Genomic DNA, 15312 nt, shown 5'->3' on the forward strand with positions numbered 1-15312 from the left:
TGGGTAGTTTGCCACTTGATATAAGATTCTGGACTTGTGAAAAGTGCCAGACTAGACATGATAGAGATATTAATGCAGCAATAAACCTCAGAGATGAGGGACTACGAATTTTGACCTCTGGAACGGGGGATAAAGCGATGAAGTGTGGTCTTGGGGGTTTCCCCCATGAACAACTTCATCAAGAAGCCTGTCGCCCAGAAATAAGTCGCAGTAATAGAGGACGCAAGAAGTCTACTACTGTGCTTTCTGTTGGACAGGAAGCCGACACTGTACCGTCAGGTCAGTGTGGGTAGTTCACTTCCCCAGCTTAGAAACTGACTCTGTATGCACAAAAATAATTAATTCTGACGAAGACTCCACCAGTTTTCAGCCTGTTGGTGGATAGACTGCAATTCTTCTGAAGACATTTTATCTAGATGTTTTAAAATTAAGCCCATTCGTCCTTGAGTTTGGAGTTTCTCTCTGTGTCTGTTCAGAAAATCCCAATAGAAAAAATTGAATGGACAGGCATTTTCACCTATCCGTTCTTTGTGATTATAAACACAGCTTTTACAATAGTCACTCATCTTATTTATATAGTTAGCAGAAGCAGCATAGGGTTTAGATGCTAATACTCCTCCGTCTGCGAATAAACCCATACCAATAACATTAGTTTGCATCACCCAATCATAAGCATCAATAAATACTGCATGAAACCAATTTTCTACAGCTTGGGGTGAAATTCCCGCAATTAAAGCAAAGTTACTCAATACCATTAACCGCTGGATATGATGAGCGTAACCTGTACTTTTGATCTGGGTGATAGTTTGGTGTAAACAATTCATGTTTGTTTCACCTGTCCAGAAAAATTCGGGTAATGATTGGGTGTGACCAAACCAATTCTTTTCGGCATATTCTGGATCTACAAAATGATAGATGCCATACATATATTCTCGCCAACCCAATACTTGACGAATAAAACCTTCCACACTATTTAAAGGTAGTTGGTGTTGTTTATATGCTGCTTCAGCGGCTTGAATTACTTCCAATGGTTGGAGTAAGCCAATATTCAAATAAGGAGAAATTAATGCGTGCCACATTGTCTGTTCTCCGGTAATCATCGCATCTTGGTAAGTACCGAAATCTGATAAACGATGTTGAATAAACCAGTCTAATACTTGAAGTGCTTGTTGACGATTTACTCCCCAATCAAAGGGTTCTATTTCTCCATAAGTTAAATGAGAAAGAGAGTTAACTTTGTCTATAACATCGAGAGTAATTGCGTCTGGTGTAAACCATTGGGCTGGGGGTGGATGTAATTTACCTTTAGGTGGTTGACGATTTTCTTTATCTAAATTCCACTGTCCTCCAATTGGTTGTTTGTCCTCCATTAAAATTTGAAAACTTCGTCTTCCTTCTCGATAAAAATCTTCCATTAATAGGCGTTTGCGACTTTTCGCCCAATCAGTGAATTCTTCTGTACTCCATAAAAATTGATTATTAGGAATTAAGGTGATTGGACAAGGTAATTGTAAATTTTGAATTATTTGGATGAATGGTTGATCATTGGGTGTCATTACCCGCAATTCGGTAATTTGATTAACTTGAATCCATTCTTGGAGTGATGTTTGAAAATCTGTGGCTACTTTGTATGTGACTGCATAGTTTAGTTGTGCTAATTCTGCTGCAAAGTGGCGCATTGCTGACCAAATTAACACTAATTTTTGGCGATGATATGGTCTGATTTGAATATGCTGTAATGATTCGATGAAAATTACAGGTGTATTTATTTGATGATTACAGCTTTTTAAGGCTGATTGTTGTAGGGAAAGTTGATCGCCTAATATCCAAATTCCAATCATAGATAATTTTATATTTTATGTGAATTTAAGTTTTTTGATTTTGGGATTTGAATCTCCCTGCAATAAATTCTCTTTTTTCTAAATGTTTGGTTTTACGTTTGGTAACTCTTTCTCTCCACATTTGGAAACTGGATGATTTCATTTCCCTTCTCATCAGAGCAATTACCTGTTTTTCTAAGAGTCCAAATTGTTTTTCTATCACATCAAATGGTGTCCGATCTTCCCAAGCCATTTCGATAATACGATCTATGGTTTCAGTATCTAAGTCAGGTAGTTTCATACTTTGAGAATTTGAATAAAAATGCCACAATTATAAATCTATATTGATTATACTATCACAACTCTCTTTTCTCTTGTTTTCTCTAAGGAGGTAGAACCTCTAAGATAGCATTCCCAGTCTGGAGACTGGGAACGAGAAGACGAGAAATAAATCGCCAGAATGCTCTAAAATAAGAGTAGGTACAAAAAACTCTGTACTCTCCTCCAGTCGCTTCATCTTTATTACTTATGACTTTCTCGTCAGCACGACAGTATTTTTACCAAGAGATTCAACAACCTGATGAGGATATCAATCTCGCAAAGGCAGCTTTGTATATTGCCCAGGAAGAATATCCAGATATTGATACTGAAGAGTATTTAAATGCTATTGATACAATGGCAATGGAGTTAGAGGAACGTTTGCCTTCTTTTCGCTATCCTCTACGGGTTATTCAAAGTATTAATCAATATTTATACGAAGAATTGGGATTTGATGGTAATAAGCTTGATTATTATGACCCCCGCAATAGTTTTTTAAATGATGTCATTGAACGGAAAACGGGTATTCCGATTACTTTGGCACTGGTTTATATGGAGGTAGCCAAACGGATTGATTTTCCGATGGTTGGGGTAGGAATGCCGGGACATTTTTTGATTCGTCCAGACGTGGAAGATATAGGGATTTTTGTGGATGCTTTTAATGGTGGTGAGGTGATGTTTGCCCAAGACTGTCAAGAAAGACTTTCACAAATTTATCAGCAAGAAGTGACACTCAAACCTGAATTTTTAGCGGTTGTGAGTAATCGGCAATTTTTAACGCGAATGTTGACTAATTTAAAATATATTTATCTTCAAAAGCAGGATCTAGAAAGGAGTTTAAGAACTGTAGAACGGATTTTGCTGTTGTTTCCAGAAGCAAGTTTTGAATTAAGAGATCGGGGTTTATTGTATTATCAACTTGGGCAGTTTTCTCAAGCTGCGGAAGACTTACAGATTTATTTAATCAAAGTTCCTGATGCTAGGGATGGAGATGTAATTCGTCAATTACTTGCTAAGTTGAATTAGCTAGTTGTATAATTTTCTTAGGAGTCTATCGAGTCAGGAGATGTTGTTATGCTGACCATTGATACTAATAAAACATTATATGAACAAGATTTTTATCTGTGGATACAAACTACACTTACACTTTTGAGAGAAAGAAAATTAGAACAATTAGATATTGAGAATTTGATTGAAGAAATTGATAGTATGGGAAGGAGTGAAAAGAAAGAACTAAAAACTCGCCTAGTTGTCCTAATTGAACACTTATTAAAACTACAATATTGGACAGAGGAAAAAGATTACAATGCTAGGGGCTGGCGTAATACTGTCGTTGAACAAAGACGACAAATAGCCTATACTCTAGCAGATAGTCCTAGTTTAAAAGGTATTTTAGATGATGTATTTCTAGATTGTTATACAGATGCTAGAAATGATACAATAAATAAATATCAACTTCCCCCAACTTTATTCCCTGAAGAACCATCTTTTTCTTTAGTTCAGGTTCTCAATGCAGATTTTATGCCCTAAGTCTAGAGTATAATTCAAGATGGTGCGTTACGCTATCTGGGCGCAAGCCTCGCGCCCCTACTTCCTGACTTTCATACTTTTTTCCTCAGTCTAACTTTAATCAGCAATTCATCTTTAATTCGGTTCAAAATTGAAGTTTCATTTAAAGTTGATAGAATTTGACTAACTACTGCTTTTGGTCCATCTGGTCCCCAGGTTGCACCATTGGCTAAATAGGCTTTGGTAACTTGACCGATACTGTATGAAGATACTCCAGCTACTCCTGCTTGGGTTATAGCTATGGATAAATAGGGTCCAATTGTCATGCCGGCGGTTGCTGTTGCAGAGATACCCAGTAGGGTTTTTAAACTACTTAAACCCAAATTTGCTAATAGTTCACTAGCACCGATACCACCCATACTCAGGGCGATTTTTTGGAGTAATTTCACTGCACCGGTTTCTGTCATGGGGATACCGTAAAGCTTGGATAAGCCTAAAATTAAGGAGATATCTATAATTACAGCACTGAGTATATCCACTACTGTAACAGGATTGAGTGCGATCGCCAATGCTTTAGTAATTACTGCTTTCCAAATTAACTGATTCGCATTTTCTTCTCTAATTATCAGTTTACGTTGTACCAACTGCTGATTAACATCATCAGCATAAAGCATCGTATTTAAAGCTACTAATGCCTTACCTTCATGGTGGAGAATTTCCAATATTTTCAACTTTAATTCGTCAACTTGTGATTGTCCTTTTTGGAGTTTTATACCTCTAGTTCCATCAGGATTTTGTACCGCCATTCTGACTAATGGTGAAGCTGCGGACATAACGATTTCTGCTGGTGAAAGTAATTCCCGCACTCTATCATCTCGAATTTTTTCGTAAATTGTCATGCGGTCAGTTTCGGGATATTGGTCAACTTTATTAAAGACTAAAATTATCGGTTTACCGACTTCTCGTAATTGCGATAAAGCTATTTTTTCAATCTTGGTCATATCTCCCGAAATTACAAATAAAATTAAATCTGCTTGCTTGGCAATTTGTTCAGCTAAAGCTGCGCGAGTTTCACCGTCTACTTCATCTAATCCAGGAGTATCAATTAATTCAACTTGGGATTGACCATTGCTGGGTAATGTGACTTTTAAAGTCCCTAAAGCTTCTTCACTAATACTCCAATTTACTGTTTGTGCATCACGAGTAACACCATGTAGAGGTCCAGTAACAAAGACTTCTTGACCAACTAAAGCATTGAGAAGGGAAGATTTACCCCGTCCTACCATCCCAAAAGCGGCAATTTGAACTACCATGCTTTCTAGTTTATCTAGCATGGTTTCTAAATCATGAATTTCTGCTTCTAATCCAGATTTTTCCACAGAGGAAAGATCAAGATTGTTAACTAAGTTTCGGAGTGCATTTTTGGCTTGTTTGTAGTTAAGTTCGGCTTGAATATCGTCAAAGGTAAAAATGGCATTATCCAATTCTTCTTCCCAATTGGGGATGGATTCAGGTATAGTGTTCATTTGAGAAAGCGAAAAACAGGGAGTAATTAAAAGTTACACTAGCACAAATACAGTATATGAGATTTTTCAAGTAAGACATATTAATCAGATTTTACTCTGTGGGTGCAGGTTATTTCCAAATTTATGCCTTTAGAAGATGTCGAAGAAGCCATGAAGCGGATAACGGTTAAGTTCAAGGTGTAAAATATTTTGGTGGTTAATATCCAACCTTGTATATTTAGACAAAGTAGTAGAGTGATAAGCTTTAGTTTAGTATAATGTCAAGGAGAGTATTGTGTGAACTTAACTCTTTTGTCCTTATTTATACAAACTATAAATAGTTTAGAGGTTAATTTATATGAAATTGATCATCAAAAATTTAGGTCCGATTAAAAACAATACTCAAGCCATTGATTTAGCCAAGGATTTCTTTATTTTTGTTGGACAAAATAACAGTGGTAAAAGCTATGTTGCTCAATTATTATGGGCGATTTTTAATGAAGATATAATTCATAAATTTGCACGTACAAATGTAGAAATAATTGATAATCAAATTGTTGAAAATATAAATAATATCGAAGTTAATCCTGAATTATTGGCAGTAATTTTGAATAGATATAGTTCATTTTTGCAGGAAGAAACAAAAAAAGAGATATTTAATACAGGCAAAAATTCCCAAATACTCAATAATATTGTTATTGCTTTTGACTATGAAATATCTGAATTAAGAGAAGGAGAAATTGAAGGAACTGTCAGAATAAAAGATGCTGATGACAATAGATTAGAATATATAGAATTTAAAAAAGATCAAGGAGATTTAATATATAAATTTATAGAGAAACAATTACCAGAGAGTATTAAAGAAATAATTCCTAAAAAATCTTTAGACAGGGATTTACTGGATGAAAAAAAGTTTCTTCTAATTGCAACAATAATTAGAACAATGTTGAAATATGAACATGAGACTTTTTTCTTACCAGCTAGTAGAATTTTCTTTTCTACATTCTATCGTTATATTTATGAGGTTGATAGAAAAAGACGGGAACAAGATATTAAAAAACTTGTAGATTTACTAGAAAATCGCCGCAATAGGTCTAATATTCAATCATCTGATCTTCAAGAGTTAGATGTTTTTAAAAGAAAATATACAGAACCCATGAATAAGGTTTTTGAAAAACTTTTCTCTCTGAATCTTGAAGAAAATATTGAAGGAAATTATATCAATCTTGTCCAACAATTACAGAAGATTATTGGAGGTGAGATAAAACTTATTAGTGTAGAGGGAATTGGTCTGATAGAATTTTATTTTAAAATTGATTCTGTTGATGAACCTTTGCCCATGTATTTAGCTTCTTCTTCTGTTAATCAATTAACACTTCTTTATTTATATTTAAAATATTGGGCATTAGAAAAGAATAATTTTTTAATGATAGATGAACCAGAAGTAAACTTACATCCTGAAAATCAAATTAAGTTAATCAATATATTAATACAGTTTATTCAAAGTCAAACAGGAAATAAAGTATTAATAACAACCCATAGTTCTATGTTAGCTAATGCTATTAATAATTGTATCTATCTGGATGTTCTTAAAAATCAACATGGAGTTAATGTCAAAAAAATTATAGAAGAAAATAAATTAAAATATGTTGATTCATCTATTTCTATATCAAAAGAAAAGGTAGGTGTTTATTTCTTCACAGGTGATAGGATAATTGATTATGAAAGCAGTGATTATGGCATCTATTTTATGAACTTTCGAGAGGTTGAAAACAATTTAGATAACTCACTTCGCATTCTGACTGATTATATTTATCTTCAAGAAGATGAGGTTGAAGATGAGTAAAAGTAATAAATATTATTTAAATAATCCTAAAAAGCTAAGTGTTCCTTCTCTGAGGGATGAATTACATAGAAAATTAGCTGAAACACAATTTATTGAAGAGGTTACTAATGATCAAATCGAAGTTGAAGAAAAAAATTCTGATGCAAAACTTAAAAAGGTATCTATTGAAGAATTAAATTATTCTGATGATAAATCAAAAGTAGACAGAATCTGGAAAATCAACTTAGAAAAAGAAATATTCGGTATCTCAACTAAAGACAAAACTCCAGAATGTGCTATTTTGGTTTTACAAAAATATGAAAGTAGTTATAAATTAAATATTATTTTAATTGAATTAAAATCTAGTATATCTAATAAGGACTTAGGGAAAATTGGAGAAAAATTTCAATGTGCAATGTCAAGAATATATATGTTACTTGTTCTGAATAATCACTTAAATTCAATTCAAAATTATCACGAATCAGAAATATATATAGATTTTAAAGGAATTCTATCTTATCAAAATTTTTCTGATAAAAGTAAATTTACGGAAAAAAATAACGAAAAATTATATTCGCAAATGTATGACATTTTGCAGACTCCTGGTAAATCACGTCTATTCACTTGTCAAACAATTTTAAAAGATCAAGATAAAATTAATATTAAATGTTTTTGTCAGCAAGACGAGGTAATAAAGATAAGTTTAGAATCCTTATTATCCAAATAATTCATCCTACTTCCTATTCTCTCCTTTCCCCCGCAGTTCTAATCAATTCCCCTATCAAAGCCACAATCGCAGTCGTAGAAATTAACATCACACTTAAAGCATTAATATCCGGTTTGACTCCCGTTCTAATCCGGCTAAAGATTTCCATTGGTAAAGTATTAGTACCACTTCCCGCAGTAAAACTAGCAATTAAAAAATCATCCAAACTCAACACAAAAGCCAATAAACACCCAGAAATAATTCCTGGCATTAATTGAGGTAATAAAACTAAAATAAAGGCTTGTGTTGGTGTCGCACCTAAATCTAAAGCTGCTTCTTCCAAATGGGGATTAATATTATTCATCCGCGCAGACACTACCAAACCAACATAGGATAGACAAAATACAATATGGGCGGCGATAATAGTCCATATACTCAAAGGAATAGCAAAGGCTGCTAAACATACTAGGGTAGAAACTGCGATCGCAATATCAGGAATTAATAACGGTAAATAAGCAATTCCCTGATATAATTTCTTACCAGGAAAGTCATAGCGTGCCAACCCCACAGCCATTAATGTTCCCATAACGGCGGAAACTCCCACAGCACAAAAAGCCACCACCAAACTATTATATAACCCCGATAAAATCCGCTCGTCACTAAATAATTTTCCGTACCATTCCAGGGTAAAACCTTGCCATGTAGCACTGTAAGGTGACTGATTAAAACTATAAAAAGCCAGTACCAGGATAGGTAGATACATAAACACAAATATAATCAGTGCAAAAACCACCTGCCATGAAACACGCGGTTTATTTATTTGTTTGTATATATTCATGCTGCTTAATAAATGCAAATATTTGGTTATCGTATTATATTATACTTATTTTTTGTTTTTAGTCAAGTTAAAAAATCCCAAATCTAACTAATTATTCTGTCTAATTTATTTCTTAAGGATCAGGCATTTACATTACCTGAGATAGACAAAAAATATCAAATATAAAACATAAGATTTGGTAGTAATCATAAATAAGGGTGGTTTTGATCTTTTTAGCTATTTCTGCGTTAGTTATTTCATTTATTCATCAACTAACTAGAAATAGAAATCTGATATTTTAGGAGATTGACATGAAAATTGCTCAGGTTTCCCCACAGTGGGAGAGAGTACCCCCACCAGCTTATGGTGGCATAGAATTAGTAGTGGGGTTATTAACTGATGAATTAGTCCGTCGAGGACATGAAGTGACATTATTTGCATCAGGAGATTCTTTAAGTTTAGCCAAATTAGTATCAGTGCATCCCCGCGCTTTAAGGCTAGATCCTACAATTAAAGAGCCGGCTATTTATGAAATGCTGCTATTAGCTTCAGTTTATGAACAAGCAGAAAATTTTGATATCATCCATTCTCATGTAGGACTAGGAGCGCTAGTTTATGCCAATTTAGTCAAAACTCCTACAGTTCACACTTTACATGGAATTTTTACTCCCGATAATGAAAAAATCTTTAAATATGGCAAAAAACAGCCTTATATTAGTATTTCTAATTCTCAAAAAGAACCCCGGCTAGGATTAAACTACGTAGACACTGTTTATAATGGCATTGATGTTAGTAGTTATGAATTTTATCCCCAACCAAATGAACCATCTTATTTAGCTTTTTTAGGGAGAATGTCCCCAGAAAAAGGACCACATTTAGCAATTGAAATTGCTAAAAAAACTGGTCGGAAGTTAAAAATAGCAGGTAAGGTAGATTTAGTAGACTTGGAATATTTTGACCAAAAAATTAAACCACATATTGATGGTAAACAAATTGAATATTTAGGGGAAGCCAATCATCTGCAAAAAAATGCCCTTATGGGGGGTGCTTATGCAACTTTATTCCCCATTACTTGGCGAGAACCCTTTGGATTAGTCATGGTAGAATCAATGGCATCAGGTACACCTGTAATTGCCATGCGAATGGGTTCAGCAGAGGAAGTGATTGTTGATGGTGAAACAGGTTTCCTTTGTAATAATGTGGCAGAATGTATTCATTCTCTTGACAAAATAAGTAACTTAGATCGTTACGCTTGTCGTGAATATGTGGACAAAAATTTTAGTGTTCAGCACATGACTGATGGTTATGAAGCAGTTTATCGCCAGCTAATTGCCGAAAACTTAGCTCAACAAAATGGTTTTTCCCGCAATGTTTTAGTTACTTAGTAGGGGTGCTTGTCGGTTAAGGAAATGTAGGTTGGGTTGAGCGACAGCGAAACCCAACAAGATCCTTGATAATGTTGGGTTATGGCTAATAGACATCTCCGGTAAAGATTGTAGAGACGTTCCATGGAACGTCTCTACAGGGGTTTCATGTCACGCATATTTAATTTTCACCAGATGTCTAATGACAAAGAAACCAGATGTGTAGGGGTAAAGCAAAAGCTTAATGGTTTCAACTTAAGCCCTGGCGAATGGAATTCACGGCTACACAAACAAAGTCCGCCTGCGCGGACTAAGGAAAAATCAAGGATTGAAACCCACGCAGGTGGGTTTTGCCTGTGTAGACGCGGTTTCTAACCGCCCGTTTTACGTTAAGTTGACACCAATGAAGCTCTTGCTTTACCCCTACGTTTAGAATCAAACAATCAAGCCGTTTGCAGTATAGTTCCTGACTCCTGACTCCTACTCTAAACAGCTTTTTGATGTCTGACTTCAACAACTGTATGCACATTCCCACGAGGGGTAAAATCTGTTTTCACAGTAATTGCTAAAGGATCACAAGCTGCAACTAGATCATCTAAAATTTGATTGGCTGTTTCTTCATGGGAGATATAGCGATCGCGGTAGCTGTTAATATAAAGCTTGAGTGCCTTCAACTCTACTACCTTTTCATCTGGAATGTATGTAATATAAATAGTCGCAAAGTCAGGATAACCGGAAAAAGGACATTTGCAAGTAAATTCCGGTAAAGTAATATTAACGTCGTAGCGTCTGCCAATGCGGGGGTTAGGAAATGTAATTAATTTCCCTTCCGCAATTTCGCGTTCACCATATTTTATTTCTTGACTTGCTGGAGATACAGTTTCAGGTGCAAGGTTACTCATTATGTTAATAAACAGAAATGCAGAGATTGACAATTATTAACTTAACAGTTTTTAACATTTCTCCCCAGCTTCATGAGTTACCTACTCAATTTCTTTTTCCCAATCTGGACAACTTTCATCATCCCAACCATGAGGGTGCATACCACAGACTAGTAAATTACCACTGTAAACTTGTCCGTGATAGTTACTACAACCAATACAAGCAGCATTTTTTTCTAGTGTAGCTTCTACTGCATAGGGAAAACCAGCATCTATATCTTCGGATATGTCCCCTAATTCCCAATAAATTTCCAAAAATGGTTCGGTCAAGTCCTGTAAAAACTGTTCGTGCAAAGTAGCGAAGGTATCAATATCAGCCACCAATGCGTTTTGTACTTCTTCAGTAATCTCTTCCGTAATCTCAAAAAAAGCGTCTACCATATCATTTATTTCTAGGAAGAACTGCTCTACTCCATCAGTCACGGCTTCAATCATGCCTATTAAGTCTTTTTGCCACTGTTCCATAACTTGTACTCTAAAAGGCTAAAAACATGACGCTTAACACCGCTTAACTGGAAGCTATCGAGTTTACGGTTGGTAATTGCAACTGAAACCATCTTGGGTACAGCGTCATTTTTCGATAATTACGAGAATTAAATGTTCCTGATACCCAAAGTAAAAAATTGCTTTTTACGGTTCACGTTGCAGCCGTTTTAACTCTTCCTGTAGTTCTAGCACTTGATTGCGTAGTTGATCTACATTATCGCCATTTTCTTTATTTTCTTTTGTCGTCTCTTTCACCCTTGGTTCTTCGTCAACCTCTAAAATTTCAATCCGACGAGGTTCGGAAGGGGCTGTTTTTTCAGGCGTTTGTCTAGAGGTTGATTGCTGTTGGGCTTGCTTCATCATATCTTCGACAAAGCGGCGAGCCTCTTCTGTGTTCATCTCACCTTTGGCTACCATTTCATCTGCCAATTTTTGAAATTGCGATCGCAATTCGGCTAACTTCCCCCCAGCTTTTTCGCCAGCGTAAGAGGCTAACCCCACACCAAGATAAAAAGCTTTTTGTACAATATCTCCAAAACCAGGCATTGCTGCTGAAAGCTCCTACAAATAAGGCGACCCGGAGACTACGCCTACCACAAGCATCCCTTATTGCTGCTACCTTCCGGTCCTGACAAAGTTTGGGCGTTGAAGTTGCATAGATCCAGGTCTTCCATCATCATAACACGAAAATTCAAAATTTGTGGACTATTCCACAACAATTCGCCATTCAAATAATTGATAACTGACACAATCGTTCTGTACCAAGGGGTCAGCCAATACTATTGCTTGTGCCTCATCCATTGATGCCGCCTCAAATAACATCATTCCACCACCCTTCTGCGCCCAATAACCTGTTTTAGCTTTGTGTCCTTTAGTAATCAACTCTTGTACATAGGCTCTATGGGCAGGTACATATTGGTCAAAGGTGGGTTTCTCAACCTTACCAGTTTCAATTTTGACAAACCAAGCCATATCTTCAGATGAGATTTTAAATGAATAATTTCTGATTTATCACAAAATATCATGATTCGTTATCGTATTTGCGCTGATTCATATATTTTTATGATTTATGTAATATTTCATAGCCACACGCTACCCATTTACACATCCATCCTGTATAATTATTTAGTAAAAGCAGGAGAATTAAATGAGTCGCTTTTTCGTTGCCCTCTTACCACCACAAAATATCCAAGAATATGCAAACGAAATTAAACAGTATTTTGCAGATAAATATGCCTCCTACAGTGCTAAAAAATCACCCCCCCATATTACCTTACAGCCGCCCTTTGAATGGGCAGATTATTCCCTATTGAGTTTAGAAACATCCTTGGAAGCATTCGCTATTCAACAGCAATCAATTTCCATCACATTCAACGGGTTTGCTGCCTTTCCGCCTCGTGTTATATACATGGATGTAGTCAAAAGTCAAGCACTTTTGAATTTACAAACAGATTTAGTCACACATCTAGAAACCAAATTAGGGATTATTGATGAAGTCGGAAAAACTCGCCCCTTTATCCCCCATCTCACAGTAGCATTTCGGGATTTAACAATGGAGAACTTTCGGACTGCTTGGCCAGAATTTGTCCAGCGTCAGTTTTATTCTGAATGCACAGCAACTCATTTAACTCTACTCCTGCATGATGGCAACTGCTGGAATATTAAATCAAAATTTCCGTTTCTACCATCCGGCAAATGATGCTAAAATTTGTGAGATTATCTAGAAATTTACTAATAATTTGTTAAATTTTTAAAATTCAGTTGAATTAACTGAAAATGACTGTAATAATGATTCTACTGCTGAGAACAGACAATTAGTGAATATCAAAAATTCATTCACAAAAATGGATGGAAATTGTTTACTTATTGTTATAGGTAAAAAGTAAGTTTTAAATTTGCTTTTTCTTAATTATTAAACTGATTAAATCCAGTCCCCATAATAACACAATGCCTAGCAAATTAAATCTCAATAGCGGTGAAACTCTCCAGAAAGGTGCCACAGGATCACAAGTTCGACAACTCCAAGAAATCTTAAAAGCACTGAATCTAAATCCAGGAACAATAGATGGTGATTTTGGCAATAATACTGTCAAAGCCGTTAAACAATTTCAAAGTCAAAAAGGGCTTGAAGCAGATGGTGTAGTCGGAAAAAATACTCAAAATGCTTTAAATAATGCTCTTGGACAAGCAACAACAAGCGCAGCATCATCTACATCATCCCCTACTGTAAGCGCCCCTACAAAAGGTTTTGGTGGGACAACTGGAAAACTACCACTTCCAGCAATTCCTCTCATTAAACAGTTTGAAGGTCTTTTTTTAAAGGCTTATCCAGATCCCCTGAGTGGTAATTTACCTATCACCATTGGTTACGGTTCCACTAAAAAAAGAGATGGTAGTAACTGGAAATTAGGTGAAAGCATCACTCAACAAGAAGCAGATGATTTATTGATGCTTCAGCTAGAGAATAGCTATCTACCACCTCTGCAAAAAATTCCTGTTTGGAATGAGTTAAACGCCAATCAACAGGGTGCTTTATTAAGTTTTGGTTATAACTTGGGTGCTAACTTCTATGGTAGTTCCAACTTCTCAAGCATGACTAGAGTTTTGAGAGATAAAAAGTGGGATGAAATTGAAGAAACTTTTCTAAAATACAGAAATCCTGGTAGCAATGTAGAAGCAGGATTGAAACGGAGAAGACAAGCAGAAGCTAAACTATTTTTAACTCCTGTTAGCTAAATATTAAATTCAATCGGAGACGTTCTATAGAACGTCTCTACATTCAAAAAATACTAATTACTTACCATTGGGACGTTGAATAATCGTTTCTACTATTCGTCGTTTTGCTTGTGGATCAATTCCTACCAAACGCACATATTCACCGTTATATTCAGATAAACAAGATTCTAAAGTAGAAATAGCATCGGAATGGGCATCAATATTAAAAGAACCACAACTTTGCCAAGAACCTGTCCGAAACCGTCGTTCATCAACGTGTTCAATGCCAATTTTACAACCTTGAGATAAAATTTGGCGAACTTGTTCTTGAGTTTCTAAACTTAAATGAGTAGGTTGATTAATTGTAGGTTTGCTAACTGGACTTTCCACAACAGGTAAACTTGCTTGAGACGCTTTACCGCGATTTAAACGATTATATTCATCTACTAAATGAGAAGTTTCTACCCGTTTTTGTTCACCAACCATAAATTTACCAGACTCAATTAAATGAGAGAGTGTAAAATCTGGCTTTTTAAATGCTGGTGGACCGTCTAAACTATTAACAACTCGTAAAGAGACATTTTCAAAGCCAATTTGATGGATAAAGTTACGAATTTGTTCATCATAAATCCGAGAACGCAAAGCACTAAAAAAGTCAATAGATTGATGGCGAAAAGTATCAACAAATTGTTCAACTTCTCGTTGTGAAAGTCCATCTTCTGCAAAAATTCCGCCGACAATTCCTATTTTATCATCGCGGTTTGGTTCCCAATAAAATTTATCCATTCTCCCATCACGAATTAATGGTGCATAGAGAGTAGAAAAATCATTGCCAGTCACAATAATTGGTACACGACATAAAGGATTGGAATCATAACTTCCGGGTAACTGCACATCTGTGGGATTATCAGCAATATTCATCAATGTGGCATTTACCAACTGAGTATTTACTGTATATTGAGTTCCTTCGTCAAAACGTCCTGCACCGGCATCTAAATCATTAATCATCAGTACGCACATTTTCCCTCGTACCTTGATTAATTCTGCTGTTTCCCGATAACGCAGACGTATCAATCGCGCTGGATCTCCTGCATCTGGACTTTCTAATTCTCCTCCAGATATTAAGGTGACTTCGATACCCATTTTTTCAAAGACTAATTCGCATTGAAAAGTTTTCCCCTCACCTTTGCGTCCATGAATACCTAAAATTAGAGGAACGCGAATCCCAGGAATATTTAAGAAGTTTTTGGTGATATGAACTGCAAGTTTATCAAGAAAACTAGGCGCAATGTAGTAACTCATAGAA

The 15312-nt window shown here is 35.6% G+C and carries 17 protein-coding genes and 1 other RNA gene; 8 read left to right on the plus strand and 10 right to left on the minus strand.

Going from position 1 to position 15312, the window contains the following annotated elements; translation table 11 throughout:
• Window positions 1-293, plus strand: a 293-nt coding sequence (locus AN486_RS20160) for a zinc ribbon domain-containing protein (protein ID WP_290601599.1), incomplete at its 5' end; no start/stop codon positions are given.
• Window positions 294-338: 45 nt separating this feature from the next.
• Here AN486_RS20160 and AN486_RS20165 read toward each other — a convergent pair.
• Together AN486_RS20165 and AN486_RS20170 are read right to left on the minus strand one after the other, a co-directional pair.
• A complete protein-coding gene (locus AN486_RS20165; protein WP_290602298.1) occupies window positions 339-1841 on the minus strand; it encodes a cryptochrome/photolyase family protein in 1503 nt (500 codons plus the stop codon).
• A gap of 25 nt (window positions 1842-1866) precedes the next feature.
• A complete protein-coding gene (locus AN486_RS20170) occupies window positions 1867-2121 on the minus strand; it encodes a TIGR03643 family protein (RefSeq protein ID WP_053539753.1) in 255 nt (84 codons plus the stop codon).
• 227 nt (window positions 2122-2348) lie between these two features.
• Between AN486_RS20170 and AN486_RS20175 the strand changes: the two genes are divergently transcribed.
• Together AN486_RS20175 and AN486_RS20180 are read left to right on the plus strand one after the other, a co-directional pair.
• A complete protein-coding gene (locus AN486_RS20175) occupies window positions 2349-3164 on the plus strand; it encodes a SirB1 family protein (protein ID WP_053539752.1) in 816 nt (271 codons plus the stop codon).
• 48 nt (window positions 3165-3212) lie between these two features.
• Window positions 3213-3668, plus strand: a complete 456-nt coding sequence (locus tag AN486_RS20180) for a DUF29 domain-containing protein (RefSeq protein WP_290602301.1) — start codon at window positions 3213-3215, stop codon at window positions 3666-3668.
• Window positions 3669-3739: 71 nt separating this feature from the next.
• Here AN486_RS20180 and AN486_RS20185 read toward each other — a convergent pair whose 3' ends face one another.
• Entirely contained in the window at window positions 3740-5173 is a 1434-nt protein-coding gene (locus tag AN486_RS20185) for a GTP-binding protein (protein ID WP_290602303.1), read from the minus strand.
• A gap of 337 nt (window positions 5174-5510) precedes the next feature.
• On the opposite strand from AN486_RS20185, the gene AN486_RS20190 reads away from it, so the two are divergent.
• Both AN486_RS20190 and AN486_RS20195 read left to right on the plus strand, forming a co-directional pair.
• On the plus strand, window positions 5511-6998 hold the full coding sequence (locus AN486_RS20190) for an AAA family ATPase (protein ID WP_053539749.1): 1488 nt from the start codon (window positions 5511-5513) through the stop codon (window positions 6996-6998).
• Entirely contained in the window at window positions 6991-7704 is a 714-nt protein-coding gene (locus AN486_RS20195) for a hypothetical protein (protein ID WP_053539748.1), read from the plus strand. The genes AN486_RS20190 and AN486_RS20195 overlap by 8 nt, the downstream gene beginning before the upstream one ends.
• Before the next feature lie 13 nt (window positions 7705-7717).
• On the opposite strand, the gene AN486_RS20200 is transcribed toward AN486_RS20195, so the two are convergent.
• A complete protein-coding gene (locus AN486_RS20200) occupies window positions 7718-8521 on the minus strand; it encodes an ABC transporter permease (RefSeq protein ID WP_081424246.1) in 804 nt (267 codons plus the stop codon).
• A 290-nt stretch (window positions 8522-8811) separates the two neighbouring features.
• On the opposite strand from AN486_RS20200, the gene AN486_RS20205 reads away from it, so the two are divergent.
• Window positions 8812-9885, plus strand: coding sequence for a glycosyltransferase family 4 protein (locus AN486_RS20205; RefSeq protein WP_168636652.1), 1074 nt, complete (start codon window positions 8812-8814; stop codon window positions 9883-9885).
• Window positions 9886-10349: 464 nt separating this feature from the next.
• Here the strand turns inward: AN486_RS20205 and queF are convergent, their stop codons facing one another.
• The 5 genes from queF to AN486_RS20230 all read right to left on the minus strand — a co-directional run bounded on the left by queF (window position 10350) and on the right by AN486_RS20230 (window position 12263).
• Window positions 10350-10766 (minus strand): preQ(1) synthase, encoded by a 417-nt coding sequence (gene queF, locus AN486_RS20210; RefSeq protein WP_039200120.1) that lies wholly within the window; start codon window positions 10764-10766, stop codon window positions 10350-10352.
• 81 nt (window positions 10767-10847) lie between these two features.
• Window positions 10848-11270: a hypothetical protein gene (locus AN486_RS20215; RefSeq protein WP_053539744.1), complete on the minus strand. Its 423-nt coding sequence runs from the start codon at window positions 11268-11270 to the stop codon at window positions 10848-10850.
• Window positions 11271-11435: 165 nt separating this feature from the next.
• The gene (locus AN486_RS20220; protein ID WP_053539743.1) at window positions 11436-11837 is read right to left on the minus strand and encodes a phasin family protein; all 402 of its coding nucleotides are present in this window, start codon (window positions 11835-11837) and stop codon (window positions 11436-11438) included.
• A gap of 25 nt (window positions 11838-11862) precedes the next feature.
• Window positions 11863-11959, minus strand: an RNA gene (gene ffs / locus AN486_RS20225) — signal recognition particle sRNA small type.
• A gap of 37 nt (window positions 11960-11996) precedes the next feature.
• Complete coding sequence (locus AN486_RS20230) at window positions 11997-12263, minus strand: YciI family protein (RefSeq protein WP_027404002.1); 267 nt, start codon at window positions 12261-12263, stop codon at window positions 11997-11999.
• 175 nt (window positions 12264-12438) lie between these two features.
• Here AN486_RS20230 and AN486_RS20235 point away from each other — a divergent pair, with 175 nt between their 5' ends.
• The gene (locus tag AN486_RS20235) at window positions 12439-12990 is read left to right on the plus strand and encodes a 2'-5' RNA ligase family protein (RefSeq protein WP_053539742.1); all 552 of its coding nucleotides are present in this window, start codon (window positions 12439-12441) and stop codon (window positions 12988-12990) included.
• 248 nt (window positions 12991-13238) lie between these two features.
• Window positions 13239-14027, plus strand: coding sequence for a peptidoglycan-binding protein (locus AN486_RS20240; RefSeq protein WP_053539741.1), 789 nt, complete (start codon window positions 13239-13241; stop codon window positions 14025-14027).
• Between the two features lie 57 nt (window positions 14028-14084).
• On the opposite strand, the gene AN486_RS20245 is transcribed toward AN486_RS20240, so the two are convergent.
• Complete coding sequence (locus AN486_RS20245) at window positions 14085-15308, minus strand: ribulose bisphosphate carboxylase small subunit (protein ID WP_290602311.1); 1224 nt, start codon at window positions 15306-15308, stop codon at window positions 14085-14087.
• Between the last annotated feature and the right edge of the window lie 4 nt (window positions 15309-15312).

The sequence above is a fragment of the Anabaena sp. AL93 genome (assembly GCF_001672085.1).
Lineage (GTDB): Bacteria > Cyanobacteriota > Cyanobacteriia > Cyanobacteriales > Nostocaceae > Dolichospermum > Dolichospermum heterosporum.

Coding starts and splice junctions, on each gene's coding strand:
- AN486_RS20165 (WP_290602298.1), bottom strand. CDS start 1,841: ATGATTGGAATTTGGATATTAGGCGATCAACTTTCCCTACAACAATCA.
- AN486_RS20170 (WP_053539753.1), bottom strand. CDS start 2,121: ATGAAACTACCTGACTTAGATACTGAAACCATAGATCGTATTATCGAA.
- AN486_RS20175 (WP_053539752.1), top strand. CDS start 2,349: ATGACTTTCTCGTCAGCACGACAGTATTTTTACCAAGAGATTCAACAA.
- AN486_RS20180 (WP_290602301.1), top strand. CDS start 3,213: ATGCTGACCATTGATACTAATAAAACATTATATGAACAAGATTTTTAT.
- AN486_RS20185 (WP_290602303.1), bottom strand. CDS start 5,173: ATGAACACTATACCTGAATCCATCCCCAATTGGGAAGAAGAATTGGAT.
- AN486_RS20190 (WP_053539749.1), top strand. CDS start 5,511: ATGAAATTGATCATCAAAAATTTAGGTCCGATTAAAAACAATACTCAA.
- AN486_RS20195 (WP_053539748.1), top strand. CDS start 6,991: ATGAGTAAAAGTAATAAATATTATTTAAATAATCCTAAAAAGCTAAGT.
- AN486_RS20200 (WP_081424246.1), bottom strand. CDS start 8,521: ATGAATATATACAAACAAATAAATAAACCGCGTGTTTCATGGCAGGTG.
- AN486_RS20205 (WP_168636652.1), top strand. CDS start 8,812: ATGAAAATTGCTCAGGTTTCCCCACAGTGGGAGAGAGTACCCCCACCA.
- queF (WP_039200120.1), bottom strand. CDS start 10,766: ATGAGTAACCTTGCACCTGAAACTGTATCTCCAGCAAGTCAAGAAATA.
- AN486_RS20215 (WP_053539744.1), bottom strand. CDS start 11,270: ATGGAACAGTGGCAAAAAGACTTAATAGGCATGATTGAAGCCGTGACT.
- AN486_RS20220 (WP_053539743.1), bottom strand. CDS start 11,837: ATGCCTGGTTTTGGAGATATTGTACAAAAAGCTTTTTATCTTGGTGTG.
- AN486_RS20230 (WP_027404002.1), bottom strand. CDS start 12,263: ATGGCTTGGTTTGTCAAAATTGAAACTGGTAAGGTTGAGAAACCCACC.
- AN486_RS20235 (WP_053539742.1), top strand. CDS start 12,439: ATGAGTCGCTTTTTCGTTGCCCTCTTACCACCACAAAATATCCAAGAA.
- AN486_RS20240 (WP_053539741.1), top strand. CDS start 13,239: ATGCCTAGCAAATTAAATCTCAATAGCGGTGAAACTCTCCAGAAAGGT.
- AN486_RS20245 (WP_290602311.1), bottom strand. CDS start 15,308: ATGAGTTACTACATTGCGCCTAGTTTTCTTGATAAACTTGCAGTTCAT.